This window comes from Vibrio sp. 10N.222.46.A1, assembly GCF_041473595.1.
In the GTDB taxonomy this organism is placed as follows: domain Bacteria; phylum Pseudomonadota; class Gammaproteobacteria; order Enterobacterales; family Vibrionaceae; genus Vibrio; species Vibrio tasmaniensis_A.
Genome location: NZ_JBFRSN010001882.1, coordinates 1 through 254 on the forward strand (window position 1 = coordinate 1; position 254 = coordinate 254).

Consider the following 254-nt stretch of genomic DNA (forward strand, 5'->3'; position numbering starts at 1 on the left):
GACCAATCGTTAAGTCACTGAATAACACCATTAGCATCGCGACGGCACGGAAAAGCTCGAAACCTAATAAGAACAGCAGAAACGAAACACGGCCAGCAGCTTCTGATTGCCAAGCGTATTTGTCTGCATCGACTCTCACTTGGTTTGCTTGAACCTTAAGTTCATCGAGAAAGATACGTTCCTTGTTTGCCGCACGCAGTTGGTAAATACCGTCTAAGGTTTCCACTAAACGGTTTTGAAAGCGCTCGAAAGAT

Annotated in this window: 1 pseudogene; it reads right to left on the bottom strand. The window is 45.3% G+C overall.

The window, feature by feature from the left end:
* Positions 1-254 (bottom strand): annotated as a pseudogene (locus AB4496_RS29755) (ABC transporter ATP-binding protein); the annotation flags it as partial.